The 23,883-nt window shown below is 61.6% G+C and carries 21 protein-coding genes; 10 read left to right on the top strand and 11 right to left on the bottom strand.

Translation table 11 applies throughout. The annotated features are described in order from the left end of the window. The first annotated feature begins 15 nt into the window (after positions 1-15). Positions 16-780: an ElyC/SanA/YdcF family protein gene (locus HBJ55_RS03010; RefSeq protein ID WP_167110899.1), complete on the top strand. Its 765-nt coding sequence runs from the start codon at positions 16-18 to the stop codon at positions 778-780. A 77-nt stretch (positions 781-857) separates the two neighbouring features. On the opposite strand, the gene HBJ55_RS03005 is transcribed toward HBJ55_RS03010, so the two are convergent. Next, on the bottom strand, positions 858-2,876 hold the full coding sequence (locus tag HBJ55_RS03005; protein WP_206022169.1) for a nucleoside-diphosphate sugar epimerase/dehydratase: 2,019 nt from the start codon (positions 2,874-2,876) through the stop codon (positions 858-860). Between the two features lie 446 nt (positions 2,877-3,322). On the opposite strand from HBJ55_RS03005, the gene HBJ55_RS03000 reads away from it, so the two are divergent. The 3 genes from HBJ55_RS03000 to HBJ55_RS02990 all read left to right on the top strand — a co-directional run bounded on the left by HBJ55_RS03000 (position 3,323) and on the right by HBJ55_RS02990 (position 5,880). After that, complete coding sequence (locus HBJ55_RS03000; RefSeq protein WP_167110897.1) at positions 3,323-3,760, top strand: low molecular weight protein-tyrosine-phosphatase; 438 nt, start codon at positions 3,323-3,325, stop codon at positions 3,758-3,760. Positions 3,761-4,150: 390 nt separating this feature from the next. Beyond that, positions 4,151-5,176 (top strand): O-antigen ligase family protein, encoded by a 1,026-nt coding sequence (locus HBJ55_RS02995; protein ID WP_167110896.1) that lies wholly within the window; start codon positions 4,151-4,153, stop codon positions 5,174-5,176. Positions 5,177-5,523: 347 nt separating this feature from the next. Next, entirely contained in the window at positions 5,524-5,880 is a 357-nt protein-coding gene (locus HBJ55_RS02990) for a hypothetical protein (protein ID WP_167110895.1), read from the top strand. Here the strand turns inward: HBJ55_RS02990 and HBJ55_RS02985 are convergent. Then, positions 5,877-6,320 (bottom strand): DUF488 domain-containing protein, encoded by a 444-nt coding sequence (locus HBJ55_RS02985; protein ID WP_167110894.1) that lies wholly within the window; start codon positions 6,318-6,320, stop codon positions 5,877-5,879. The two genes, HBJ55_RS02990 and HBJ55_RS02985, sit on opposite strands and share 4 nt — an antisense overlap. 24 nt (positions 6,321-6,344) lie before the next feature. Here HBJ55_RS02985 and HBJ55_RS02980 point away from each other — a divergent pair, with 24 nt between their 5' ends. Beyond that, positions 6,345-8,417: an asparagine synthetase B family protein gene (locus HBJ55_RS02980; protein WP_206022168.1), complete on the top strand. Its 2,073-nt coding sequence runs from the start codon at positions 6,345-6,347 to the stop codon at positions 8,415-8,417. 10 nt (positions 8,418-8,427) lie between these two features. Here HBJ55_RS02980 and HBJ55_RS02975 read toward each other — a convergent pair whose 3' ends face one another. From HBJ55_RS02975 to leuS, 5 genes are all read right to left on the bottom strand, one after another. After that, a complete protein-coding gene (locus HBJ55_RS02975) occupies positions 8,428-9,375 on the bottom strand; it encodes a PA2778 family cysteine peptidase (RefSeq protein ID WP_240935963.1) in 948 nt (315 codons plus the stop codon). A gap of 11 nt (positions 9,376-9,386) precedes the next feature. Beyond that, positions 9,387-9,779, bottom strand: coding sequence for a PA2779 family protein (locus HBJ55_RS02970; RefSeq protein WP_167110893.1), 393 nt, complete (start codon positions 9,777-9,779; stop codon positions 9,387-9,389). A 183-nt stretch (positions 9,780-9,962) separates the two neighbouring features. Further along, positions 9,963-11,021, bottom strand: a complete 1,059-nt coding sequence (holA, locus tag HBJ55_RS02965; protein ID WP_167110892.1) for a DNA polymerase III subunit delta — start codon at positions 11,019-11,021, stop codon at positions 9,963-9,965. A 39-nt stretch (positions 11,022-11,060) separates the two neighbouring features. After that, the gene (locus tag HBJ55_RS02960) at positions 11,061-11,549 is read right to left on the bottom strand and encodes an LPS-assembly lipoprotein LptE (RefSeq protein ID WP_167110891.1); all 489 of its coding nucleotides are present in this window, start codon (positions 11,547-11,549) and stop codon (positions 11,061-11,063) included. A gap of 22 nt (positions 11,550-11,571) precedes the next feature. After that, complete coding sequence (gene leuS, locus HBJ55_RS02955) at positions 11,572-14,154, bottom strand: leucine--tRNA ligase (protein ID WP_167110888.1); 2,583 nt, start codon at positions 14,152-14,154, stop codon at positions 11,572-11,574. A gap of 206 nt (positions 14,155-14,360) precedes the next feature. Between leuS and HBJ55_RS02950 the strand changes: the two genes are divergently transcribed. Next, on the top strand, positions 14,361-14,876 hold the full coding sequence (locus HBJ55_RS02950) for a zinc ribbon-containing protein (protein WP_167110886.1): 516 nt from the start codon (positions 14,361-14,363) through the stop codon (positions 14,874-14,876). Between the two features lie 91 nt (positions 14,877-14,967). Here HBJ55_RS02950 and HBJ55_RS02945 read toward each other — a convergent pair whose 3' ends face one another. From HBJ55_RS02945 to HBJ55_RS02930, 4 genes are all read right to left on the bottom strand, one after another. Then, entirely contained in the window at positions 14,968-15,573 is a 606-nt protein-coding gene (locus tag HBJ55_RS02945; RefSeq protein ID WP_167110884.1) for a sugar transferase, read from the bottom strand. 60 nt (positions 15,574-15,633) lie between these two features. Beyond that, positions 15,634-16,509 carry a GNAT family N-acetyltransferase gene (locus HBJ55_RS02940; protein ID WP_167110882.1) on the bottom strand — a complete coding sequence of 292 codons (876 nt, stop codon included), beginning with the start codon at positions 16,507-16,509 and terminating at the stop codon, positions 15,634-15,636. Positions 16,510-16,708: 199 nt separating this feature from the next. Continuing rightward, the gene (locus tag HBJ55_RS02935) at positions 16,709-18,004 is read right to left on the bottom strand and encodes a hypothetical protein (RefSeq protein ID WP_167111063.1); all 1,296 of its coding nucleotides are present in this window, start codon (positions 18,002-18,004) and stop codon (positions 16,709-16,711) included. A 96-nt stretch (positions 18,005-18,100) separates the two neighbouring features. Then, positions 18,101-18,991: a LysR family transcriptional regulator gene (locus tag HBJ55_RS02930; protein WP_167110880.1), complete on the bottom strand. Its 891-nt coding sequence runs from the start codon at positions 18,989-18,991 to the stop codon at positions 18,101-18,103. 129 nt (positions 18,992-19,120) lie between these two features. Here HBJ55_RS02930 and leuC point away from each other — a divergent pair, with 129 nt between their 5' ends. The 4 genes from leuC to asd all read left to right on the top strand — a co-directional run bounded on the left by leuC (position 19,121) and on the right by asd (position 23,753). Then, positions 19,121-20,566 carry a 3-isopropylmalate dehydratase large subunit gene (leuC, locus tag HBJ55_RS02925; RefSeq protein ID WP_167110878.1) on the top strand — a complete coding sequence of 482 codons (1,446 nt, stop codon included), beginning with the start codon at positions 19,121-19,123 and terminating at the stop codon, positions 20,564-20,566. A 3-nt stretch (positions 20,567-20,569) separates the two neighbouring features. Further along, entirely contained in the window at positions 20,570-21,223 is a 654-nt protein-coding gene (gene leuD / locus HBJ55_RS02920; RefSeq protein WP_167110876.1) for a 3-isopropylmalate dehydratase small subunit, read from the top strand. 232 nt (positions 21,224-21,455) lie between these two features. After that, a complete protein-coding gene (gene leuB, locus HBJ55_RS02915) occupies positions 21,456-22,535 on the top strand; it encodes a 3-isopropylmalate dehydrogenase (protein WP_167110874.1) in 1,080 nt (359 codons plus the stop codon). Between the two features lie 105 nt (positions 22,536-22,640). After that, on the top strand, positions 22,641-23,753 hold the full coding sequence (gene asd / locus HBJ55_RS02910; protein WP_167110872.1) for an aspartate-semialdehyde dehydrogenase: 1,113 nt from the start codon (positions 22,641-22,643) through the stop codon (positions 23,751-23,753). The last annotated feature ends 130 nt before the right edge of the window (positions 23,754-23,883 follow it).

The following is a 23,883-nucleotide window of genomic DNA, read 5'->3' as shown; positions in this document are numbered from 1 at the left end:
GCTTACAGGAGCTCCATGTTTTCCAACCTGAAGGAACTGATCGCCTTCTATGTGATGCCGTTACCCCTGTTCTTCTGCCTTCTTGTCCTCGCTGCGCTGCTATTTCTCAGCGGGCGACGGCGAGTGGGGTGCGGGTTGGGGACGTTGGCTACGGTCATGCTACTGTTGGCGGCCTGTAGCCCCTTGGCCGATAGGTTACTGGAACCCCTCGAGAGTCGTTACCCACCGCTGCAGCTATCCGGTGATGAACCATGGGTGGAAACCATCGTGGTTCTGGGAGGAGGCTGGCAGCCCGGGCGGGGAGGCTCAAGCCTGTCGCGTCTAAATGAAAGCTCACTCTATCGGCTGACCGAAGGGTTGAAGCTGAGGCAGGATTTCCCTCAGGCTCGCCTGGTGGTCAGCGGGGGCAGCCGGTTGGAGGGCATGCCACCCGTGGCATCAGCTTATGCCCAAGCGGCCAGCGAGCTTGGTGTAGCTACCGAGGGGCTGGTGGTTGTCGACTGGCCCACCGACACGGCAAGCGAAGCCCGGGCAGTACGCGACTTGCTCGATCAAGGCAGCCGCCTTTTGTTGGTCACTTCCGCCTCTCACATGCCCAGGGCCATGGCCCATTTCCGTGCAGTAGGTCTGGATCCCGTGGCGGCCCCAACCCATCGCCTGGTGAATCCTGGGGTGTCCTGGAACCTGGCTTATTGGCTGCCTACCAGCCAGGCATTGAGCAAGACCGAGCGGGCTCTCCACGAATACATGGGACTGGTCGCCTTGACATGGGAGCACTGAAAGCTTCTCGCCACGTTTCGCATCTGACTCTATCACTTCGACATCGGAAGGGAGGCGTCATGAACGGCCACTCCCACTCATCCCTTCATTGAGGGAGAGGATATGAAGGCGGTGGGAGCGGCCTCTCGCGAATCCGGCATCTGTGCCGGCCGGCTACCGGTTTCCATGGGAAGATCCAGCGAGCGCTGCCTGGAAGGCGCAGGAGACCGACCTAGCCATACCAGGTCGACGATCCCATCTCTTGGGACATAACCCGTGGGGGCTGCCATCAGCAGCTCTCGAATCCGCTCATGCTGGAGGTATTCGACAGCTTGCAATAGCTGCCCCAGATAAGCTTCCATGCGTGACCAGGGCCAGTAGTATTCTCTGGCAGTTCTAATGCGAGGATGGGCCGTAGGCGCCTCGTTCTCACCTATCAGCAGCTCCTCATAGAGTTTCTCGCCGGGTCGCAGGCCCGTATGACGAATCTCGATGTCACCTTCGGGGTTCTCCTCGCTCAGCACTTCAAGTCCCGAGAGCCGGATCATCTCCGCTGCCAAGTCGGCAATGCGTACCGGCTTGCCCATGTCGAGGACGAAGACGTCGCCACCGCTACCCATCGCTCCCGCCTGGATCACTAGCTGGGCGGCCTCGGGAATGGTCATGAAATAGCGTGTCACCTCTGGGTGGGTCACGGTGATGGGCCCCCCTCTGGCGATTTGCTCGCGGAACAGCGGAACCACCGAGCCAGAAGAGCCTAGAACGTTGCCGAAGCGGACCATGCAGAAGCGCGTATGAGACTGATGGTCGGCCAGTGCCTGACAGATCAATTCGGCAATCCGCTTGGTAGTTCCCATCACGTTGGTAGGGCGCACCGCCTTGTCGGTCGAGACCAACACGAAGGTTTCCACCTTGCAGGCCACGGCTGCCTGAGTCGTGGCCAAGGTACCGAAGACATTGTTAAGGATACCTTGGGTCACGTTGTGCTCCACCATGGGAACATGCTTGTAGGCGGCGGCGTGGTAGATGGTTTCTACACCGAAGGTACGCATCACGGTGTCCAGACGTTGTCGATCCTGCACGGAACCCAGCAGAGCCCTCACCGAAACCTTCAATTCTTGCTCCTGCATTCGCTGTCGCAGGGTGCGCTCAATGGTGTAGAGCGCAAACTCGCAGAGCTCGTACAGCAACAGTTCCCTAGGACCCTGCTGGAGCAATTGGTGGCATAGTTCCGAACCAATGGATCCGCCCGCACCAGTCACCATGACCACCTTGCCTCGTACGTTGGCGTCTAGCAGCTCCTGATTCGGTGGCACTGGGTCGCGCCCCAGGAGATCTTCCACGGTAACGTCGCGAATCTCGTTGAGACGGGCATGGCCGGCGATCATCTCTTCCATGCTTGGCAGGGTCTGAACGGGGACGGACAAGGGCTTCAGGGTACGCAGGATTTCCCGTCTGCGTGAGCGTGGCGCGCTGGGCATGGCCAGCAGGATGCGTTCGGCCCCGTAGTGCTTGAGCAGACGCGGCAGCATTTTGGGATGGTAGACTTGCAGCCCCTCGACGAAAGTACCGTGCATACCTCGCCAATCGTCGACGAAGGCCACCGGGGCATATTCCGTACCCTGTCGAAGGGTATTCACCAGTTGCGAGCCCGCTGCCCCGGCACCGTAGACGATGACCCTGGCCTTGTAGCGGATCATGCTGTGCATGTTGAGTGAGCGCAGGAGGTAACGCACGCCCCCTAAGCTCAGCAAGGCCAGCATCGGATAGATCAAGCAGGCTGAGCGTGGCAGGGAGATGGCAGACAGGCTGGAGATGATGACGAGCAGAGCTGCGGAGGCTGAAATCCCGATAAGTAGCGTTTTCATCGCCTTGACGCTCAGATAGCGAATCACAGCGCGGTAGAAGCCCAGTCTCGCAAATATGGCCAGGCTTATCGGCAATACGATCAACCACATGCCCCAGGCATCGGGGGCCAGGAGCGGTTCAAGGTTCTCGAGGCGCAACCAGATGGCCGCGATGAAGCTGAGGGTCAGCAGAATGGCGTCGATGAAAAGTTGTATCATTCGCTTGTAGTGGCGAGGCAAGCGAAAAAGACGGTAGAGAATCATCAACATGTCGAGTCCTTTCTGCAAGTGATATCTAAAAAACTTGAAAGGAATGGCTGTCAGACCAATGTATTTGATTCTCTGCAAGCAATCCCTTTTGTTAAGCAATGTTACAAAGCATATGAAAGGAAAAGGGAATTCCCAAGTTGATTTTACTAAGCATGAATTCTTGATGTATACGTTTAGTTACAACTCATAAGGAGCAAAAAATAAAGCAGAGGTAGCGAGATATTTAATGCACTTGAAAGGATGCGGGAGCAAATTATCTGTGATAGAGAGGAAGTGCCTTCCAGCTATTTTGGATGATGCGGCGTGGTACTTGCGTCATCAGCCAGAATCATTCTCTGAGGAGGCGCTGGGCACGTAGCAGAAGAAAAATGCGGGCGCATCGGGACTATCTTATGATTGAGGGACCGAAACCTGGCTAATCCTGCCAATGTCATCATCGAGGCGCTATGTTTCAACGAATCCTGATACTTTGCACCGGCAATATCTGTCGTAGCCCTGTCGCTGCGGCCATGCTGGAAGCTCGACTACCCGGCAAGCAGATCGAGACAGCGGGCCTGAACGCGCTGGAGGGGCAGGGGGTAGAACCCACGGCCCGATCATTGGCCGAGGCCGAAGGTTTGGACGTTAGTGCTCACCAGGCGCGCCAAGTCAACTTGGATACCCTGTTCAAGGCCGATCTGGTGCTGGTGATGTCCGATGGCCAGCGTCTTGCCGTCGGCCAGATGGCTCCCTCCATGCTGGGTAAGACGATGCTCTTCGGGCGCTGGCTGGATGGCGGTCAGGGACGCGAGATCCCCGACCCCTACCGCAAGAGCGCCGAAGCTTTTCGGCAAGTGCACCAGCTGCTTCACGAGGCAGCCGATAGTTGGGTGGGCAAGTTGTGAAGCGAGCCTGGGCGCGACGTAATTGGTTCGCGTCAGAGCATGCCGGTGAACGCGAGGTAGGGAGTATCGTGAATGTCCCGAGCGACATCGGAGCGACAGATAGTCGAGCGAGGCGGCAGCCCTTGGCGATGGGGGAACACGCTCCTGCTGGGGGCTTTCGTTTCGCTATTGCTTCTGATCCCATGGGGGTACAAGGCAGTATCACTAGCGGCACTGATGCTGGCGATCGCGGGGGCCATGCTGCGCCGTGACCCGACGAGGTGGCTGCGGCAAAGGCTGGATAGGGAGGATCGGCTCTGGTTGTTGGCTTTCATGGCTTTCTCAGGGCTGTGGTGCTTGGACGCAGCTCGCAGCAGTGTATTCCTTGGCGTGAACTCGAACAGTGAAATGATGCCATTATGGCCCCTGGTGGCGGCAGGGTTGCTGGTGTGGTGGCGCCGATACCCGCCCTCACGGGAAGGCTTGTGGCTAGGCCTGGTGGTAGGAGGGGTGGGAGCCGGAGTCATTGCCTTGTACGAGCGCTTCGTGCTCGGTGCCTATCGCGCCGACAACGGTATGAATGCCATTCCTTTCGGTAATCTCTCGCTGCTGCTTGGCGTGCTGGCGCTAGTGGCCATGCTGGGTCGCCTATACCGTCCGATTCCCTCCTGGCCCTGGCTTACTCCTGCATTGGGGCTATCCGCGGTAGCCGGTCTTGCTGCCTCCTTCCTGTCCGGCACCCGCGGCGGCTGGCTGGCCGTACCCCTGCTTGCCTGGATGAGCTACGGGGCCTTTCGTCCTTTTCTTCCTCGGCACCAACTACTCCAGCTGGCCGGAGCGGGCTGGCTTCTGGTGGCAGCGCTGGTAGCGATGACCGCTATCACAGGCTACGGAGTAACCCAGCGGGTGGAGCGGGCCATCGATGACGTTCGGAACTACGCAATCGAGGGGGATGGTGGCAGCTCCGTGGGACTGCGGTTGGAGATGTGGCAGGCTGGAGGACGTATGCTCCTGGAGAAGCCGCTGCTGGGGTGGGGAGAGGAAGGACTCGTGGAGGCACGCGACATGATGGTGAATCGCGGTTTGTTGCACCCCGGGGCGAAGCGTCACGATCAACTGCACAGCGACCTAGTGGATACCGCAGCACGACGCGGCCTGCTGGGAGTCCTGGTATTGCTGGCTTTCTATGGAGTGCCTGCGGTGTTGTTCGCGCGTCACTTACGTCGCTCTCACGACATGCAGGCAAGAATCCTGGCATTGTCAGGCCTACTGGTCGTTATCGCCTTCATCGGATTCGGGCTGACGCAGTCGATGCTGCGAGACGTGAGGGGATTGAGCGGCTACTTGGGATTGTCAATGGCTTGCTGGGTGTTGCTGAAGGCACGTATGGCTGAACGGGGAAGGAGGTCAACCGCGGAAACCAGAACGGTGATATAAGGCAGCCACGATAAACATTCAAGTGAACCGCGGCATGGCGGAGCCATGTTACTTTCTGTATCTGTGTTATATTGTGTATTGAGATAGCCGCAGCTGACAGTCATGGTCAGTGCCCGATCAGGTAAAACGCTTGTGGCTATCTCATACATGAAACGGCTGCTGACAGAGGGCCAAGCATTAAATGTGCCATGAACGAGAACGAAATTCCTCAGGTAAAAGGCAGTTAGGTAAAGCCGAATGCTGCTCCAGTTCCTGATGGTTTTTATGATCGTCATTACGCATTTTTTCGCTGCTGCCGCTGCTGAAAGCAACTCATCAAGAACCCGCTTTTCTGATGAGGCGCTTAAATGAACAAGATGAATACCGTACACCTCCCCGTTGCTAGAACATCGAAGGAGCTGCGCAGGGAAATGTTGCGCGCCAATCGATTCCTGGGGAGACACCAGGCATGGTGGGGGCTGGTGTTGACCCCCGTTGTTCTCTTTGTGTTCGCGCTGTTGACCGTCGGTGGCTGGAATTGGTGGTGGCCTTTTGCCGCCTTCATTGTGGCGTGGGGAACTGTCGAGCTATGCTTCCTCCCGCGACGCCTGGCGATCCAGCGGCTCGCCGCCATTGAGAGCCGTGCCGAAGTGGTAAGGCTGGCCTGGCTACATGGCGTTGCCCTGCGCGACGTCATCCGGGAGCGGCATCGAACCGGACATTAGTCATGACCGCTTTTCCCCTCCCGGTCCAGTAATCCCAGATAACAGGGAGGAGAAGAGGGCGAGGCATCCTCGGCGTCTTCCTGCTGCAGCGCGCCGAGTATTGCTTGGCGCAGGAGGGGCAGGTGTGATGCTTCCAGGTCGCGCATCGCAGAAAGCAGCGTAAGCCTGTCCCGGCGAGCATGGCGCATGAGGGGAAGCAGGTTGTCGGGGGCATCACGTAACTCCCCTCGGTAACGAACGGCAAACACCGCACTGCTGATTTCTCCCCTGCGGAGCTGCCGGCTCAGGGTAAGGGACGGCGAGGCATCGCGATACCAATCAGTCAGTTCCAGCCGCTCTCTTGGCATGCCGCGTGGCCAGAGCCTGTCCACCAGGATACGGGCGCCATCGCTGGGGTCGGGCGCGGCATAGATTCTCTTCAGTGCAATGTCGTATGACATGGGCACCTCCAGTCCTTGTCCAGAATGACTAGTTTCGTCATTACGCCGGGTAAGGGCAACTCATACCTGATCGGTTGTCTTTTCGAGCTGCTGTCAAGCCGTATGAATTCGCCTGGGCGCTTGCCTGGCTCGTTCCCGATGTCATCGCCCGGGCGGCAGCAAGGCGGGGTTGGACGTCGCGATACGGTTGAGGTGTACTTGACATGGATTACGTTAGGCTCGGGCATCGACAAACCCAGTCCTTGGAACATTGTCGGCTCCGCCATCAATGCGAGGGATTGTATGAGCGACTTCCTGTTCAGCTCGAGGCGCCTTCCTCCGGGGCGCCTCGCCGAGGAGCTGGAATCGATTTATCTCGAGGATCCCGTTTCTGCACGGGAGTTTCATGGAGACTGGGGGTCCCTGGCCGTAACCCCCTCCCGTTATTTCGGTTTCGCTCCAGTCGAGAACGGAACCCATCTCTGTCTGGTCATCGGCGGCCCGGTGCTGTACTTCAAAGACAACCGCTTCCTGACAGGCAACGATGACCAGGCGGGTACCAGGGCCATTCTCGCTCACTGGGAAGAGGGACAGATGGACTGGAGCGAAGATATCAGTGGTCCTTTCGTTATCTTGGTCATCGACAAGGCCTCGCATCATGTCATCTGCATCACCGATCTCATGATGTTCATCCCCGTCTATCGATACCAGAGGATGTCCTGGCTGGCCTTGGGTACCCATGTCGATGCTCTAGCGGGGGCCTGCGGCCCTGAGGTGGATTTCGATGAGGCTTCACTCGTCGATTTCGTTCTTCACGATATCGTGACCTTTCCATACAGCGCCTATCGCCAGATCCGTCAATGCCACCCAGCCACGAAGCATGTGTTTCGGCTGAGTCATGAAGAGGCTCCTCGCTTGGAGCGTACAACCTACTGGCTGCCCGATGAGACGGCATCGTTCCGCAACCTGGAGGAGGCGGCCGAAGCCTTGAGGAGAGGGCTCGTCGGCTATATCGAGCGGGTTACGGGCCCGATGCGGCGGGTAGCCCAGTTCATCAGCGGTGGAGAGGATTCCCGTGTGCTGGCAGCCATGCTGCCGCAGTGGCTGGAGCGAGACAGCTTCATCTTTCTCAATAGCATGACCCGCGAGGGGCGCATTGCCGAGAAGGTGGCATCTGCTAGCGGGGCTCGCTTCCTTCCCGGCTATCGAGACGAACTTCACTACTTGGCCATATTGCCGGAGGCTTCGCGTCTGGTAGGTAGTGGACACCAGTACATTCACGCTCATGCCCTGGGTTTCCATCGGCGCCATGGGCTCGCGGATTACGATGCAGTCTTCGGGGGCTACGTCAGCGATACCCTGCTGAAGTCACGCTCCGCGCGGAAGCCGCCGCTGTCCAGCTACTTCAGCTTCCTGCCGCAGTGGCAGTTACCGGGCGAGACCCGGACGCAGGCGGTGAAAAATCCCCTGTTTCCCGACCAGCTGCTGCAGGAAGTGACGCGGCGGCGTCGCGAGCATTTTCGCAGAGTGAAAGCCATGCGGCCGCAAAGCGCTCACGAGTGGTTCTCGCTCTGGCCGATGACGATGCGGCTCGGGATTTCCAACCTCTACAGTAACCGTCGCCTGTTCAGGAGCTACGAGGTGTTCATGGCCAAGGAGGCAGTGAAAGTCAGTGCCGCTTGTCCTGCGCGCTGGAAGCTCAATCGACGATTGTTCCTCGCCGCGTTCGGGCCGTACCTGAAACGGACCCGCTTTCTGTTCCATGCGGACGGTCGGCTGCCGGCCTTTCCCTGGTGGGTGAACTTTCCCTTGCATACCACGCTGTGGAGCGCGCGGGAACTGGCAAGACGCTTGGGATTGCAGACGCGTTATCAGGGCTCCTGGGCCGATTGGAAGAGGCTAATGGCCAGTCCGGAGTGGGAGATGGCAAGGGCCGGTGTGAGGCCTGAATACGTGCGACTCCCGGCATTGTGTACCGCATTGGCATCAGGTGCTCTGCAGGAGCATGGACTCAACGCCATCCAGCGCATCAACCTTCTGCAAACATGCCAACAAGTCAGCAACGCGAACCTGCGTCGACAAGCGGAATGGCGGGACACCTCGGCCCGCGTGTGCTGAAATCGGTGCGCTACGTTTCGAGCGCATCCTGTGCGCGCTTCTGCCATGGTCCGGGTAGGTCGGCGGCACGTGACAGCGCCCGCCGGGCTTCGCCATCCTCCCCTTGGGCTTGCAGCAACAGACCCAGGTTCAACCAAGCTGCCCCCAGGTCTTCGCGTTGTCTCACGGCGTTTCGCAACGCCTCGATGGCTCCGAGTGTATCGCCAATGGTATGGCGGGCATTGCCCAGGGCAAAGTACCCCATCCCCGAGTTCGGGAAACGCGCCACCAAGGCTTCCCAGGCCGGCAGGGCGGCCTGGGCCCCCTGGACCTGCTCGAAGGTGGCGATTGCCTCCAGTGCGCGGCGCTGACCCACGCTCTGCGGCATTTCTCCCGGCGGCATGGCGACGAATGCCCAGCGATCGCTGCGCGCCCAGGTGGCATCGAAGCGGCGGAAGGACTCGATGCGTTCTGCTTCCTCGCCGCTGTGTAGCGTCATTTCCTCGGTATCCAGATCGTAGCCGATGGCCACCGCGTAATGCCACATCGGCCATGTCGGTAGAGAGAGGTTCTGCATGACGACCACCGGCTGGCCGGCAGCGATCTCAGTCAACAGCGCATCGAAGCTGTTCTCGAGCACGAAGGGGATGCGGCCGTGGCGCCTCACCGTCGCAAGCATTTCGGGTTGTACGCTGCCTTCGCGACCGGGTATGAAAACCTGTGGAATCAGGCTCTCCATGGCCACGTCCACGTCGCTATGGTTGAGGATCATGGCCAGCGAGGCGGGGCCGCACTGGTATTCACGCTGGGAATGGAAGGGCACGCCATCGACCAAGGCCTGCCGGGGGAGAGCCCGCTCGGTGCTCTCGGCCAGGCGCGGCGTGGAGGCACAGCCCGTTAGAATCATCAGCCAAAGGGCCAATAGCAGAACGCCCGCTAGGCGGGCGTTCATGCATGCTGGCTGAAAACGACCTTGCATGTCCTGTCTCATCAGCGCGTGAAGGGGAAGACGTTGGTCAGGCCCAGGATATCGGTGACCAGCAGCACGAGGAAAATGAGCACCAGAGCGCCCACGACGCTGGCACCGGCGGGCAACTGGTCGAGCTGCTCGGCCATCTGGCGCGCTTCTTCATCGGAGAGCGCCGCGACGCGGGCCTCGACTTCGGCAAGATCGACGCCTTGGGCGACGAGCTGTTCCTGAACGCCGGCCCGGGACAGGACCTCGTTGATGCGCTCTCGGTCGGCGTCGGCACGTTCGGCCGAGAGGGCTGCCTGGGTAGAGACCAGTTCGCTGGCGGGAAGCGGGGCGGCCGACACCGAGACGCTGCCGAGTACCAGGGCCAGAATCAGCAGGGGACTGAGAAAGCGGCGGAGTGTTTTCATGATCAGTGTTCCTTCTTCTTGAGATAAGGCTTCCGGCTCTTGAATGATCCAGCGCTCCCGGTTCGGTGAGCGCAGAGGTCCACTTGCTCCAACGATGCTGTATAAGTATAAGCAGAAAGCGCGTGAAATTTCATGCCCTTGCATAATTCTATATGGCCGAGCACCCGGGGCGGCGGCGTCACGTCATCCCACACGGTAGGAAGACGGCAATTCGGCAAGCAGGCCGCGGCCACCCGCCAGGGTCAATGCCAGATCGTGAAGCCCCTCCCAGAGCGGCAGTTGGGCCGCGCCCTTGATCGAAAGGTCGAGACGCTGGGCGAACAACAGCAGCTTGTGCAGGCGTTTCCTTGGCAAGCGTGCGATGGCCTGCTGATAGGCCGGGCGGCGCTTGTCGAAGATGGCCGGCTTCTGCGCCTTGCAGGCGTGCTCGAAGCTCTGGCCCTGGTCGAGGTGCTGATGCAACGAGAGCAGCGTACGCAGTTCGCGGTTGAGTGCCCACAATACGATGGGAGCTTCGACGCCTTCACCGCGGAGGCCGCGGACGATGCGCGAGACGCGATCCCGCTCGCCCTTGAGACAGGCATCGGCCAGGGTGAAGACGTCGTAGCGAGCGCTGTCTTCCACTCCGCCGGCAATCTGTGCCGGGCCGACGCGTGTTCCAGGCGGAAGCAGCAGGGCCAGTTTCTGCAACTCCTGGTCCGCTGCGAGCAGGTTGCCCTCGGTGCGCTCGCCCAGCAGGCGGGCGGCATCGAGGTCCAGCGAGAAACCGTGACGTTCGGCGCGATCGCGCAGCCAGAAGCCTAGCCGGGAGACGTCTACCGGCCATACCGGCACGAACAAGCCGAGCTTGTCGAGTGCCTGGAACCAGGCGCTCTTCTGCTGACGGAAGTCGAGCTTTCCCATGCTGATGAGCAGCACGTTGTCCTGGGTGCCCGGTGCATCGGCATACTCTTTGAGCGCCTTGGCGCCCTCCTGCCCCAGGCTCTGGCTGCCCAGGCGCAGCTCGATCAGCTTGCTCGAGGCGAACAGCGAAAGACTGGCCGAAGCCTCTCGCAGCCGGCCCCAGGCGAAATTGTTCTCCACGTGGAGAATATCGCGCTCTTCGATGCCACGCTCACGGGCGGCGGCGCGCACGGTATCGCAGGCTTCCATGTGTTGCAGCGGCTCCTCACCGGCAACGATCACCACCGGCGGCAGCTTCTTGGCCAGTGCTTCCTGCAGTTTGTCGGCAAAGACCTTCACAGCAGTACCTTCACGCGAACGCGTTCCACATGGTTGTCATCATGGGTCCAACGAGCGCAGTCGGTCGAACAGGCGGCGCAGGGCCTCCTGGCGCAGTTCCTGGCGCGCTTCTTCACGCAGATCGTCCTGGGCCAGTAGGTTGTCGTCACTGACAGTGAAGCGGGTCGACACCTCAAGGTGTCGCTCGGACAGCCGATAGGCGCCATCGCTGCGTCGCTGGACCGAGAAGGGTACCGACAGGCTCATCTCATGCTCCTGGGGGCCACTGTCGAGCACACTCGTCTGACGCTCACGGAACGTCTCGGGGCCGAGGTTGAGTACCAGCGGGGCATTGTCGTGCACTCGGATGTCGACCGACGCCAGGCGCTCTTCCACCAGGCGGGCCAAGTCGCTGTCCGTGCCCGCCAGGGCGAGCTCGTCCACTGTCAGACCTGGCGTATCGAAGCCACGCAGGTGAAAGCCGCAGCCGGCCAATGCCATGGCGGCACTGGCGGTCAGGGCGAGGGTGAGAAATCCGCGTCGCTGCATGAATGCTCCCGTTCGGTCTGCGTCAGCCCACTACGATATTGACCAGCTTGCCCGGTACGACGATCACCTTGCGCACCGTCTTGTCCTCGGTATGACGCTGGACGTTCTCGGCGGCAAAAGCTTCGGCTTCGATAGCCTCCTTGGAGGCATCGGCAGCCACTTCGATGCGGGCACGCAGCTTGCCGTTGACCTGCACTACCAGTTCGAGGGAGTCACGCGCCAGGGCTGATTCATCCACCTTCGGCCACTGCGCGTCGATGGCTGGCTCCTTGTGACCCAGTTCGTGCCACAGAGCGTGGCAGGCATGTGGCGTGATCGGCGCGAGCAGAAGGATGCAGGCCTCTACGGCCTCGCGAGCCACCGCCAGGCCCAGGGGCGTGGTATCGTCGAACTTCGAAAGAACGTTGCTCAGCTCCATCACAGCGGCAATGGCGGTGTTGAAGGTAGTGCGCCGACCGATATCATCGCTGGCCTTCTTGATGGTCTCGTGAGTCTTGCGGCGCAGCTCGCGCTGGGAATCATCGAGCGCCGCAGCATTCAGCATGCCCGGCTCGCCTGCTTCCAGATGTTCGGCCACCATGCGCCACAGGCGCTTGAGAAAACGACTGGCACCCTCGACGCCGGAGTCGGACCACTCCAGCGACTGTTCGGGCGGGGCGGCGAACATCATGAACAGGCGCACGGTGTCGGCGCCGAAGCGGTCGATCATCGACTGCGGGTCGACGCCGTTGTTCTTCGACTTGGACATCTTCTCGATGCCGCCCATTTCCACCGGCTGGCCGTCGCTGACCAGTACCGCACTGACCGGGCGACCCTTGTCGTCGCGCTTGACCTCCACGTCGGCGGGGTTGAACCACTCCTTGCCGCCGTTCGGCGTCGGGCGGTAGAAGGTCTCGGCGATCACCATGCCTTGGGTGAGCAGCCGCTGGAAGGGCTCGTCGACCTTCACCAGATCCAGGTCACGCATCAGCTTGGTGAAGAAGCGCGCATAGAGCAGGTGGAGGATGGCGTGCTCGATGCCGCCTATGTAGAGATCCACCGGCAGCCAGTAGTCGGCGCGCTCGTCAAGCATGGCCTGCTTGTTGTCGGCACAGCAGAAGCGCGCGAAGTACCAGGAGGACTCCATGAAGGTATCGAACGTATCGGTTTCGCGCACCCAGCCCTCGCCAAGCTCGTAGAACTCGGGCATCTTCTTCAGCGGCGAGCCGCTGGCATCGACGGTGACCTCCATCGGCAGGGCGACTGGCAACTCATCGTCGGAGAGCGGCACGGTCTGGCCCTCAGGGCCATACTTGACCGGGATCGGCGCGCCCCAGTAGCGCTGGCGGGCCACACCCCAGTCGCGCAGGCGGTAGTTTATCTTCACCTCGCCGCGACCCAGTTCCTCGAGTCTCGCTGCGATGGCATCGAAAGCGGCATCGAAGTCGAGACCGTCGAACTCGCCGGAGTTGATCAGGCGACCAAATTCCACGTAGGCGGCCTCGGAAAGGTCCGGTGCTCGGCCGGATTCGTCGGCAATGACCGCCTCGATGGGCAAATCGTATTTGCTTGCGAACTCCCAGTCGCGCTGGTCGTGGCCGGGTACCGCCATCACCGCGCCGGTGCCGAACTCCATCAGCACGAAGTTGGCGACATAGACGGGCACCTCGCGGCCGGTCAGCGGATGCACCGCCACGTGCCCGGTGGGCATGCCACGTTTTTCCTTGGTGGCCAGCTCCGCCTCGGAAGTGCCGCCGCGAGCGCACTCCTCGCAGAAGGCGGCCAGCTCGGCGTTGCCTTCCGCCGCGGCCTTGGCCAGCGGATGCCCAGCCGCCACCGCTACGTAGGTCACGCCCAGCAGAGTGTCCGGGCGGGTGGTATAGACCGACAGCGGCTCGGCGACGCTGCCGTCCGCGCCCTTGATGTCGAACGTGAGTTCCACGCCACGTGACTTGCCGATCCAGTTGCGCTGCATGGTCTTGACCTGCTCCGGCCACTCGATCTTGTCGAGATCGGCGAGCAGCTCATCGGCGTAGTCGGTGATCTTGAGGAACCACAGAGGAATCTCCTTGCGCTCCACCAGGGCGCCGGAGCGCCAGCCCCGGCCCTCGATGACCTGCTCGTTGGCCAGTACGGTCTGGTCCACCGGGTCCCAGTTGACCGTGGCCATCTTCTTGTAGACCAGCCCCTTGTCGACCAGCTTGGCGAAAAACCACTGCTCCCAGCGGTAGTAGTCGGTATCGCAGGTGGCGAATTCGCGGCTCCAGTCGTAGGCGAATCCCAGAGCCTTGAGCTGGTTGCGCATGTAGTCGATGTTGTCATAGGTCCACTTGGCCGGTGGCACCCGGTTCTGGATCGCGGCGTTCTCGGCCGGCATACCGAAGGCGTCCCAGCCCATGGGCTGCATCACGTTCCTGCCCTGCATGCGCTGGAAGCGCGAGACCACATCGCCGATGGTGTAGTTGCGCACGTGCCCCATGTGTAGCTTGCCGCTGGGGTAGGGGAACATCGACAGGCAGTAGTACTTCTCGCGGCTGGCATCCTCCACCGCCTTGAAGCACTGATTTTGCTCCCAGAACTGCTGGGCGTCGCGTTCGATTTCAAAGGGCTTGTACTGTGCGTCCATCGGCTTTCAAATTGACCTTAAAGTGTTCGGGCACGGAGCATCGTGCACTTGCGCAGGAAATTGTTCGACGTCATGCCCCGCCTTCAACCAAACGATAAAACGTTGAACTGACGGCAGGATGGCGTCTAAATGGTAACCAAGGATACCCCAGTAGGGCATGCCCGGCCATGCCCGGCCTATGCAGAACCCGCTTCGAGGAGATGACCATGAGCGAACGTCCCGACTCTCATCGCGAACATCGGCTGCGCGAAGGCTACGAGCGTATGCTGGCCCGCTTGCGTGAAGGCGCGGATGACCTGACCTGGGAGAATCTGCAGCGGGAGCTGGATGAGGCGGTCGAATTCGAAGCCGAGTTCGAGGAGTTCACCAAGGATGAGCTTGCCCTGTTGCGCGCCTGGGTCGAACGCGATCTGGTCGATATGCGTCGTTACCTGCGGGCGGGAGGCCGTGGTGTAGCCGCTTGGTTGGGCATCGACCTCGATCAGCTCTCGCGCAAGGTGGTGGACTCGCTATTCTCTGTGGCCGATCGCAGCATCGTAGAGAACGCCCGACTCAACGAGGATCTCGAAGCCGCCCGTGCCGACTACTGCGAAGGCGAAGTGGCCGCACCCGGACGCATGGCCTGCGTGCACTGCGGCGCGGAAGTCGACCTGGAAGGAGTGGCCCGCATTGAGCCGTGTCATCGGTGCGGGCACCGATATTTTGCGCGTGCTTCGAAGTGACGCTCGGCATTGCAGCTACTGGACGGGGGGCTTCGTGTCAGGATGCCACTGGCTCCCCTCGCGCCCTCTCTCGCCCATCCTGCCAGCTCATTCATCCTGCCAGGGTTCGCCAGATGAACTTCAGGTCCTCGGCAAGGCTCCACTCCCTCAGGTAATGCAGGTTGATGCGGACCTTGTCCGGCCAGATAACGTCGCGGTTGTAGCCCTCCGGATCCACCGCGCTGTCGAGTAGCTTCTCTTCATCCCGGTACTTAAGCGTGGCGGGGCCGGTGATCCCGGGGCGTACACGCAGCAACAGACGTTGCTCACCTTCCAGGCTGTCGGCAAAGCCCTCCACGTCCGGGCGTGGCCCAACGAAACTCATGTCGCCTTTCAGCACGTTCCAAAGTTGAGGCAGTTCATCCACCTTGGTCCGGCGCAGCAGGTGCCCCAGCGGCGTGATTCGAGGATCACGGGAGCAGGTCACCGTCGTGGTGACCCCCTGGGCCTCCCTCATGGTCCGTATTTTATATAGCGTGAAGATCCTGCCATTCATGCCGATACGCCTTTGCATGAAAAGACCATTCCTGCGGGTGTCGATGGTGGCGGCAATCCAGGCCAGACCGATCAACCACCAAACCAGAAGCAGACCCAGAGTGGCCAGGAGAACATCCAGTTTACGCTTCTTGCTGCGTGATACGGGACGAAAGAGGTTCACGGTATCGCTCCAGTAAACGTGAATGATGCATTGCCGGACTGGGGCAGGGTGAAGCAGAAGTCAGCCGATTACCGTCTCTGTGTCTCGATGCATCTGGAAGGTGCGCCGTATGGCTTCTTGTTCCAGCAGCACGGTGATTTTTCTCCCTATCCTTCCCCGGGATTGGCTGATTCTGCGGCGGAAGGGAAAGAGGGCATGAATCACCGGAGTCAAAAGCGGAAAATAGGCGATATGCAGCCTGGCGTAGGCCCTGCGAAACCCGAAACGCTCGATGAGGAAATCGTGTATGCCGGTTTCGTGGCTGATGTTTCTGGCACCATCCGAGACATAGGCAAGTCCCCGTAGGTTGAGGTAGTAGCGGTTCATGTGGTGGATCAAGGCGTAAGATGCATACCGCTTCAATGCATCGGGGGTTAGCCAGATGGAGAGATAAAAACAAGCCCCATCCCTGACGAGATTCTCGCTGAAGGCTACCATCCTTCCACTACTGCGATCGCGGACCGCAAAGAACTCGGTCTCCGTCGGCAGGTCTAGAACCGCTCTGACGAAGTCGGGTTTTGCCATCATCGGCTCGAAAGTATCGTAGCGTTGATACGCTTTACAGTAGACCTCGTGCCCTTCCTGCAGGATGACTTCACGAGTCACCGGTTCGACGAGAAACTGTCGCTCTCCCCGTCGAATCTTGCTGCGGGTGTTGGCGCTGAGATCCTGCAACTCCTCGGGATCCGACTTGATGATGTGCCACCACTCAGTGGGGGTCTCGCTATCGAAGTCGGTCTCCCAGCGAATCAAGAAGGCAAAATGCTTGGCCAGCAGCGCTGTTGCCTGCGGTTGGCGTAGCTCAGGATTGCGGTGCGGCATGGATAAAGGAAGCAGGGCGCCCAGGTGTTTGCGCCAGAGAAAGCCGTTATGGCGAAAATAGCGATACCCGATCATGAGCGCCCCATGAAGAGTGCATTTGCCAGCAGTGAGTGACCCGGCTGTGGTTCGTTACGCAGTGTTACATGGTAGGGCGAGGCGTTCCTCCTGAAATTCCTCGCTGTGACGCATGAAAATGCATGGTGGGGATCCACGTGGCGGGTTGGAGTGTTCTGCTACTGCGGCGTGTGATGTCTGGTTGCTCGGGGCAGTATTTTCATGCGAAGAGGGACAGGGTCTCGTTGAGCAGCATGACGGCTATCACCAGCACTACCATCGCCGTGGCATAGCCCAGGTTGTGACGCATCATGCGGTAGCCGCTGACGCCGTAGCGACCCTGCAGCGAAAGATTGATACCCGACAGCGGCCCTACCGAAGTGCCCACTGCCCATGAGGCGAGGGCGGTGAAGGCGAACAGGGTCTGCTCGTTGCCGCTCAGGTTGAGCGTCGAGGCGAGTACCGAGACGCCAATGATCGGATGCAGCCCCACCACGGCACTGGCCACGATCGCGAGGAAGCTGAGGACCGCCTGAGCGGGGCCAAAGTGGGCGAATAGCGTCCATTCACTCCCCGTGGCTGCGGCAACCAGGGTCGAGAGCCCCAGGGTCAGCAGTCCGGCGGAGAGGAACAGGGCAATTTCGCCGCGCATGGCGGGCAGGCGCGAGAGGGTATGTTGGCGCACGCGGTGCAGGGTCCAGCGCGGCCCGGCGGGCAGGTTGCTGGCCAATGCCGCGGCCGGCAAGAGAAAGGTGATGATACTGACGATGCTGAGCTCGGGGGTCAGCTGGAAATGAAACAGCATTACCAGGGCGGCCATCACCACCGGCATCAGCAAACTGCGGGGCGAAAGCGAGAAGCCCGCGACCTCGGACAGATCGAAGCGGCGTGACAGTTCCAGCGTGGTCAGAGTGCCGCTGAGCAGTGCCAGCGGTAGACCCACTGCGAGAATGCGGGAGTACTCCATATTCGGTGCCAGGGTCATCACCACACCCATGGAGGCGAAGAAGGGGGACCACAGCGCAGCGCTGGAGAGACCTCGGTTCAACGCCAGAAGTTGGGGCGTGGTCAGCGGGCCGCGTCGGGTCAGGCGATCGCCGATCATGAAGACCGTCGACAGGTTGAGTATGGTGCCGAGTAGGTGCACGCCTAGCCAGGTGCCCAGGGTGCCGCGGCGACCGGTGACAGGATGGCCCAAGGGACGTTTCGAGCCGCTGCGGTTACCGATCAGCCCGATGAAACTCACCCCGACCAGCATCGCCACTACATAAGTGTTGCCGCTAGTGACCGTTGGCCAGGCAATTTCGGCGGCGTAGCGCCACCGAGCCAGGACCAGTAGCCCCAGACCGATGGCGGCCAGCGCGCCGGCCTGCCAGCGGGTGCGGCGGGGAATGTCGCGCCACAGCAGCAGGGTAGCTAGCCACAGTGCATAGCCGACTCCGTGTGGCAGCGGCGTCAGCCCGATGAAGCCGAGAATTTGCAGCACCAGGCCGATCAGTATCAACACGCCAGCCAGGGTGTGGCGTGTGGAGGTCGATGGAGAATCGGGCGAGGGGGCGATGACGTCGGGCTCCGGATCGAGGTGTTTTGTAAGCAGTCTAACAATATTCTCTTATGCGCGGCGACTCGATGCGTCACGCGCCTCTTCCAGCAGGGAGAGCATTGCCCGCGCGGCATTCGACAGCGTGCGGCTTCGGTGCACCAGATAGCCCAGCGAGCGATGAATTACGGGATGCTCCACGTCCAGCTCGTGCAGCTCTCCGGCTACAAGCCGCTCCGGCAGCAGGCTCCATCCCAGGCCGATGGCCGTCATCATCTTGAGAGTTTCGAGATAGTTGGTGGAAAGCGCCACGGGTAGCGTAAGGCCGGCAGCAGCGAAGCGTGACTCGACCAATGTGCGAGTGAAGGTCAAGGGGCCGGGCAGTACAGCATCGAAGTCGCACAGCTCGTGTAGCATGAGGCGCGCGCGACTCGCCAGCGGATGATCGTGGGCGCAAACGAAGCACATTCGATCGTCCCACACCGGCACCACGTCGAGTTGCGGGTCCGGAAGCGGGGCCAGAGTGACCACGGCCATTTCCAACTCGCCATCCAACACGCCCTGGTAGGCCTGCTCCGAGTCGAGGAAACGCAGGTCCATGCGCACCTCCGGGTGAGCCTGGGTGTAGGCCTTGAGCAGCGGAGGCAGGCGATGCAGGCCGATGTGGTGGCTGGTGGCCAGGGTCAGGCTGCCGGCGACCCGGCCCTCGAGATTGGTCAGCGCGCGGCGGCTGTCGTCGACCATGACCAGTATCTGCCGGGCGCGGGGCAGCAGTACCCGGCCCGCCTCGGTCAGTGTGACGCGCCGGCCGATGCGGTCGAACAGCCGCGCGTCGATCTGTGTTTCCAGCGTGGCGATGCGCTTGGAAACCGCCGGCTGGGTCAGGTAGAGCTGTTCGGCGGCGCGCGAGAAGCTGCCGCTGTCGGCCACGGCGAGGAAGGCTTGCAGGCTTTGGGTGTCCATCGTTTCGTTGTATTCCTTAATGGAATCCAATGAATAAATAACATGAATTGCTTTTATGGGCGAGCCGCGCAAGACTTGGTCAAGACTCGGACCGGATAGCAAAGGGCCCGTAGAGCCCGGGAGAACGACATGGCAGGCCAGACGCTTTACGACAAGCTGTGGTCGCAGCACCTGGTAAAGGAGCGCGACGACGGTACCGCACTGATCTACATCGACCGCCAACTGCTGCATGAAGTGACTTCGCCGCAGGCCTTCGAGGGCCTGCGGCTGGCAGGGCGCAAGCCGTGGCGCCTCGACGCCAACCTGGCCACGCCGGATCACAACGTGCCGACCACCCTCAAGGAGCGCGCCGAAGGCAACGTCGGTATCAAGGACCCGGTGTCGCTGATCCAGGTGCAGACACTCGACGACAACTGCGTCGAGTTCGGTATCGAGGAGTTCAAGATCAACGATCCGCGCCAGGGCATCGTCCACGTAGTGGGGCCGGAGCAGGGCGCCACGCTGCCGGGCATGACCGTGGTCTGTGGCGACTCCCACACCGCCACCCATGGCGCCTTCGCTGCCCTTGCCCACGGCATCGGCACCTCAGAGGTGGAGCACGTGCTCGCCACCCAGTGCCTGCTGGCGCAGAAGATGAAGAACATGCAGGTGCGCGTCGAGGGCGAACTCGGCACCGGCGTCACCGCCAAGGACGTAGTCCTGGCCATCATCGGCAAGATCGGTACCGCCGGCGGCACCGGCTACGCCATCGAATTCGCCGGCAGCGCCGTCCGTGAGCTCTCCATGGAGGGCCGCATGACAGTGTGCAACATGGCCATCGAGGCGGGTGCCCGCGTCGGCCTGATCGCCGTAGACGACACCACCATCGAGTATCTTGCCGAGCGCCCCTTCGCCCCCAGGGGCGAGCAGTGGCAGGCCGCCGTGGCCGACTGGCGCAATCTGGTCTCCGACTCGGACGCCCAGTTCGACAAGGTGGTGACGCTGGACGCCGCCGAGATCGAGCCTCAAGTGAGTTGGGGCACCAGCCCCGAGATGGTCACTGGTATTTCGGGCGAAGTGCCCGACCCGGTCGAGCAGGACGACGACACGGTCAAGCGCGGCTACACCCGCGCGCTGGAGTACATGGGGCTCGCGCCGAAGCAGAAGATTACCGACATCAGGCTCGACAAGGTATTCATCGGCTCGTGCACCAATTCCCGCATCGAGGACCTGCGCGAAGCGGCCAAGGTGGCGCGCGGCAAGAAGGTGGCCGACTCGATCAAACTCGCCATGGTGGTGCCGGGCTCGGGCCTGGTGAAGCGCCAGGCCGAGGCCGAGGGGCTCGACAAGATCTTCATCGAGGCGGGCTTCGAGTGGCGCGAGCCGGGCTGCTCCATGTGTCTGGCGATGAATGCCGACAAGCTCGGTGCCGGCGAGCACTGTGCCTCCACCTCGAACCGCAACTTCGAGGGGCGTCAGGGGTACGGCGGGCGTACCCACCTGGTCAGCCCGGCGATGGCCGCCGCCGCCGCCATTGCCGGTCACTTCGTCGACGTCCGTCGCTTCGACGCCCAGCCTGCAGCAGAGGAGGCCTGAGTCATGAGAAAGTTCGAACGTACCGAGGGGCTCGTCGCTCCGCTCGACCGGGCCAACGTCGACACCGACCTGATCATTCCCAAGCAGTTTCTGAAGTCGATCAAGCGTACCGGCTTCGGCGTCAACCTGTTCGACGAGCTGCGCTACCTCGACGAGGGTCAGCCCGGTCAGGACTGCTCGAAGCGCCCGCTCAATCCCGATTTCGTGCTCAACCAGCCGCGCTATGCAGGCGCCAGCGTGCTGCTCGCACGGCGCAACTTCGGCTGCGGCAGCTCACGCGAGCACGCCCCCTGGGCGCTGGAGGACTTCGGCTTCCGCGTGGTGATTGCGCCGAGCTTTGCCGACATCTTTTACAACAACGCCTTCAAGAACGGCCTGCTGCTGGTCACCCTGCCCGAGGAGACGATCGACCGGCTGTTTGGCGAAGTGGAAGCCAGCGAAGGCTATCGCCTCGATGTGGACCTCGAGAGCCAGCGCGTGATTACGCCAAGTGGGGAGATCCTCGAGTTCGAGGTCGATGCCTTCCGCAAGCACTGTCTGCTCGAGGGGCTCGACGACATCGGCCTCACCCTGCAGGACGAGGACGCCATTCGCGCCTTCGAGCAGCGCCATCGCGCCGAGCGGCCGTGGCTGTTTCGCGAGTCTGCCCAGGCCTGACGCGCTCACCCTGCATTCGCCCTCTGCATCTGCCGGAGGCAGCGGGGCTGATCCGGGACAAGTTGACCAACCGAGAATTGAAGGGCGTGGGGGACAGGCCGAAGAGGAGGTCCGGTGCCATGGATGGCATCGGTAGCGTACAGGGAAGTATTTACAGCGCCTCCTCTCAGGCCTGTCGCCGTACAGCCCGCCGCCATTCGCTCGAGGATGGCATGGACGAGGATGGAAAAACATGACACGCAAGATTCTGGTACTGCCGGGTGACGGCATCGGCCCCGAGATCACTGCCCAGGCCAGCCGTATCCTGGCCGCCTGCCAGGCCCATGGCCTCGACGTCGAGGTGGAGGAGGCGCTGGTCGGCGGCGCCGCCTACGATGAACATGGCGAGCCGCTGCCCGCGGTGACCCTGGACAAGGCCAGGGCCGCCGACGCCATTCTGCTCGGCGCCGTGGGCGGGCCCAAGTGGGACAAGCTCGAGGATTTGGCCAAGCGTCCCGAGAAGGGACTGCTCGGCCTGCGCAAGAACCTCGGCCTGTTCGCCAACCTGCGCCCGGCCATCACCTACCCGCAGCTGGCCAGCGCTTCCAGCCTCAAGCCCGAGCTGGTGGCCGGTCTCGACATCATGATCGTGCGCGAGCTGACCGGCGGCATCTACTTCGGCCAGCCGCGTGGCATCGAGGTGCGCGACGGGCAGCGCGTCGGCTTCAACACCTATGTTTACTCCGAGAGTGAGATCGAACGCATCGGCCGGGTCGCCTTCGAGCTGGCGCAGAAGCGCGGCAAGCGTCTGTGCAGCGTCGACAAGGCCAACGTTCTCGAAGTCACCATCCTGTGGCGCGAGGTGATGGAGCACCTGGCGCCGGAATATCCCGACGTCGAGCTCTCCCACATGTACGTCGACAACGCCGCCATGCAGCTGGTACGCGCCCCCAAGCAGTTCGACGTCATGGTCACCGGCAACATGTTCGGCGATATTCTCTCCGATGCAGCGGCGATGCTCACCGGCTCCATCGGCATGCTGCCCTCGGCTTCGCTCAACGAGAGCGGCCAGGGCATGTACGAGCCGTGCCACGGCAGTGCCCCGGACATCGCCGGGAAGAACGTCGCCAACCCGCTGGCGACCATCCTCTCGGTGGCGATGATGCTGCGTTATACGCTGGGCGAGCCGACGCTTGCCCAGCGCATCGAGGACGCGGTGGGAAAAGTGCTGGACGACGGTCTGCGGACCGCGGATATTTCATCCGAAGGCATGCGCACCGTATCGACCAGCGATATGGGAGATGCGGTGCTGGCGGCCTTCGAGGCGGCCTGAACGCCGTCTCCCGAACTGCTGTCGTTGCCCTGAGCCCGGGCCCGCCTGCGAGGTGGGCCCGGGTCATGTATACTATTGGCCTCATTCTTTTCAGGAGGACTTCACATGTTGAAAGTCGCTTTCGTCGGTTGGCGCGGCATGGTGGGCTCGGTGCTCATGCAGCGCATGCAGGAGGATGGAGATTTCGACGGCATCGAGCCGATCTTCTTCACCACCTCCCAGGTCGGCAAGCCCGGCCCCGACATCGGCGTGGACGTACCTCCGCTCAAGGATGCCACCGACATCGATGAACTCAAGGCGCTGGACGTCGTGATCACCTGCCAGGGCGGCGATTACACCAAGCAGGTCTACGGCGACCTGCGCGGCAGTGGCTGGAAGGGTTACTGGATCGATGCGGCCAGTACACTGCGCATGGAGGACGAGGCGACCATCGTGCTCGATCCGGTCAATCGTCGTGTCATCGACGACCAGTTGGCCCGTGGCGCCAAGACCTTCGTCGGCGGCAACTGCACCGTCAGCCTGATGCTGATGGGGCTTGGCGGGCTGTTCGAGGCGGACCTGATCGAGTGGATGACCTCAATGACCTATCAGGCCGCCTCGGGGTCCGGCGCCAAGCACATGCGCGAGCTGCTCAATCAGATGGGCGCGCTGCGCGACAGCGTGGCGAGCGAGCTGGACGATCCCGCCAGTGCCATTCTCGATATCGATCGCAAGGTCACCGAGGCCATGCGCGGTAATGGGTTCCCGATCGAGAACTTCACCGCACCTTTGGCCGGCAGCCTGCTCCCCTGGATCGACACCAAGTTGGAGAACGGCCAGAGCCGTGAAGAATGGAAGGGCAGCGTCGAGACCAACAAGATCCTTGGGCTCCAGGACAATCCGGTTCCCATCGATGGCATTTGCGTTCGCATCGGCGCCATGCGCTCGCACAGTCAGGCCTTCACCATCAAGTTGAAGAAAGACGTGCCGATAGATGAGATTGAGGAGCGCATCGCCAAGCACAACGAATGGGTCAAGGTGATCCCCAACGACAAGGAGGCCACCATTGCCGGGCTGACGCCGTCGATGGTCACCGGCACCTTGAGCGTCCCGGTGGGGCGCCTACGCAAGATGAACATGGGGGGAGAGTATCTCTCCGCGTTCACTGCCGGCGACCAGCTGCTGTGGGGTGCTGCCGAACCGCTCAAGCGCATGCTGAAGATCCTGCGCGAGCAGTGATCGTCTCGCAGTGCCAATGACGGGGCATCTCCTGCGGGGGATGCCCCGTTTTTGCGTGGGGCTTGCAGCAAGCGCTACGAGGATATGTTACATATTTCTCCATGGTCTTAATCTCGGTCGTCGAAAGAAC

The organism is Billgrantia bachuensis (assembly GCF_011742165.1).
In the GTDB taxonomy this organism is placed as follows: Bacteria; Pseudomonadota; Gammaproteobacteria; order Pseudomonadales; family Halomonadaceae; genus Halomonas; species Halomonas bachuensis.
The sequence above is the reverse complement of the archived record's forward strand: the minus strand, read 5'-3'. Positions and strand labels throughout refer to the sequence as shown.